Consider the following 2,031-nt stretch of genomic DNA (forward strand, 5'->3'; position numbering starts at 1 on the left):
TCATAGAGCGCATCGCCGCGATGCTTAAAGCGTGGGTGCGGGAGTCCTCATTGCGAACGCGAACCAAGAGCTAGGCGTATGCGTCTCATGTCGGCCGTTCGCCGGGTGGCAGCGAACGGGGGTAATTTGGTTCCCACTAAATGTTTTGACGGGAACCAAAGTGGCCGAGATTGTGGATAGCAAGTGCGAGGCACCGGGCAAGCGCCCCAACTTTGCGCGCGAATTCAAACGACAGCTGGTCGAACAGACGTTCGAGCCCGGGGCGTCCGTATCGCTGGTCGCGCGTCGCAACGACATAAACACCAATCTGCTGTTCAGATGGCGTCGCCAGTATCTTCAGGGTGCATTTGGGGCGCCGCGTCCGGGGCCTGCCATACAGGAACCCGATGGTGACGTTGCATCGTTACTTCCAGTCAGCATTGTCCCGGAAGCCGAGGCCTCGATGCCGGTCCGCGAAGCCGTGTCGGAGGACGCCTGCGAGATCGAATTTGACCGTGCACGTTTGCGCATTCGCGGTAATGTGTCGCCGGATATGCTGCGACTGCTGATCCGGGAGCTGTCCCGATGATCGGCCTGCCGGCTGGCACTCGCATCTGGATCGCCGCAGGCGTCACCGACATGCGCAGTGGTTTCCCGGCTCTTGCCGCGAAGGTGCAAGCGGCACTCGAAGAGAATCCGCTCGGCGGCGACGTGTTCATTTTTCGGGGACGTCGCGGCGATCTCGTAAAAATTCTATGGGCAACCGATGACGGACTATGGCTTCTCGCGAAGCGGCTTTCGCGTGGGCGGTTTATTTGGCCCCAGGCGGATGGCGGCAAGATCTATCTGACGTCTGCGCAGCTGTCGATGTTGCTGGAAGGCATCGATTGGCGACAGCCCCGTCGCACGGCCGCATTGTCGATGTTGTAAACCGCGTCGAAGGCTCGTAAACTGCAGCGCATGCCCGATCATGCGCCGCTTCCGGACACCATTGCCGAGCTCCACGCCCTGGTGCTCGAACAGCAGGCATCGATGGCGAAGATGCGCCAGGAGATCGCCGAACGCGACCGGGAGATTGTTGAACGGGACCAGGAGCTCGAGCGCCTGAAGGCGCAAATCGACAAGCTCAGGCGCATGCACTTCGGCCGCAAATCCGAGCAAGTAGACCGGCAGATCGATCGGCTCGAAACCCAACTTGAGGATCTGGCAGCGGGTAGCGGCGTTGGCCGATGTTCGCCGTGCACGCGCTCGTGCATCGAGCTCAGGCGCGACTGCGGCATCCGCGAAGGAAGCCTTGGCGCCCCATCTGCCACGCGAAGAGCGCGAGCTCGAGCCCGATTCCGTCTGCCCGAAGTGCAACAACGCCATGGAGTTGCTCGGCGAGGATGTGTCTGAGCAGCTCGCGCGCGTCACGGCGATGTTCAAAGTCATCCGCACGATCCGTCGCAAGCGGATCTGCATCGGTTGCGGCCATATCGCGCAACCACCCATGCCGGGGCTGCCCATCGAGCGCAGCATCGCGCATCCGAGCTTGCTGGCCGAGATCATTGTTTCGAAGTATGCAAATCACACGCCGCTGTATCGGCAATCCGAGATCGCGGCGCGCGATGGCGTACGTCTCGATCGGGCCACCATGGCACGCTGGGTCGGGCAATGCGAAGAACTCTGTCGGCTGCTGACTGAAGCCCTGCGGCGCTACACCATGGCGACTGCGAAGCTCCACGCGGACGACACACCGATCCCGGTGCTCGCGCCCGGCAACAAGAAAACCAAAACCGGTCGGTTGTGGGTCTACGTGCGCGATGATCGACGCTCAAGTTCGAGCGAACCCGCTGCTGTCTGGTTCGCGTACTCGCCGGACCGCAAAGGCATCCATCCTCAGACCCATCTTGCCGGATTCAAAGGCGTCCTTCAGGGGGACGGCTATACCGGCTTCAACGAGTTAACCGAAAGCGGCAAAGTTCGTCTGGCATTTGTATCCGCTAATTTACGCACACCGTAGCGAGAATTGTTCGCAATGACTGGGCGAGCGTAGGCGCATCGCGACGATCG

The 2,031-nt window shown here is 61.2% G+C and carries 4 protein-coding genes; all 4 read left to right on the forward strand.

Going from position 1 to position 2,031, the window contains the following annotated elements:
* Nucleotides 1-160 precede the first annotated feature (160 nt).
* From tnpA to tnpC, 4 genes are read left to right on the forward strand one after another with little or no spacing between them, the layout of a single operon-like run.
* On the forward strand, nt 161-568 hold the full coding sequence (gene tnpA / locus AWB78_RS42265) for an IS66-like element accessory protein TnpA (RefSeq protein WP_232478135.1): 408 nt from the start codon (nt 161-163) through the stop codon (nt 566-568).
* The gene (tnpB, locus tag AWB78_RS42270) at nt 565-909 is read left to right on the forward strand and encodes an IS66 family insertion sequence element accessory protein TnpB (RefSeq protein ID WP_014900967.1); all 345 of its coding nucleotides are present in this window, start codon (nt 565-567) and stop codon (nt 907-909) included. Before tnpA ends, tnpB begins: the two co-directional genes overlap by 4 nt.
* A gap of 30 nt (nt 910-939) precedes the next feature.
* Entirely contained in the window at nt 940-1,374 is a 435-nt protein-coding gene (locus tag AWB78_RS49150) for an IS66 family transposase (RefSeq protein ID WP_232478136.1), read from the forward strand.
* Nucleotides 1,274-1,981 (forward strand): IS66 family transposase, encoded by a 708-nt coding sequence (tnpC, locus tag AWB78_RS49155; RefSeq protein ID WP_232478137.1) that lies wholly within the window; start codon nt 1,274-1,276, stop codon nt 1,979-1,981. Before AWB78_RS49150 ends, tnpC begins: the two co-directional genes overlap by 101 nt.
* The last annotated feature ends 50 nt before the right edge of the window (nt 1,982-2,031 follow it).

Source organism: Caballeronia calidae (assembly GCF_900044055.2).
GTDB lineage: Bacteria > Pseudomonadota > Gammaproteobacteria > Burkholderiales > Burkholderiaceae > Caballeronia > Caballeronia calidae.

Bases quoted from the DNA above. Each gene is read 5' to 3' on its own strand.
- tnpB (WP_014900967.1), top strand. From the start codon at position 565: ATGATCGGCCTGCCGGCTGGCACTCGCATCTGGATCGCCGCAGGCGTC.
- AWB78_RS49150 (WP_232478136.1), top strand. From the start codon at position 940: ATGCCCGATCATGCGCCGCTTCCGGACACCATTGCCGAGCTCCACGCC.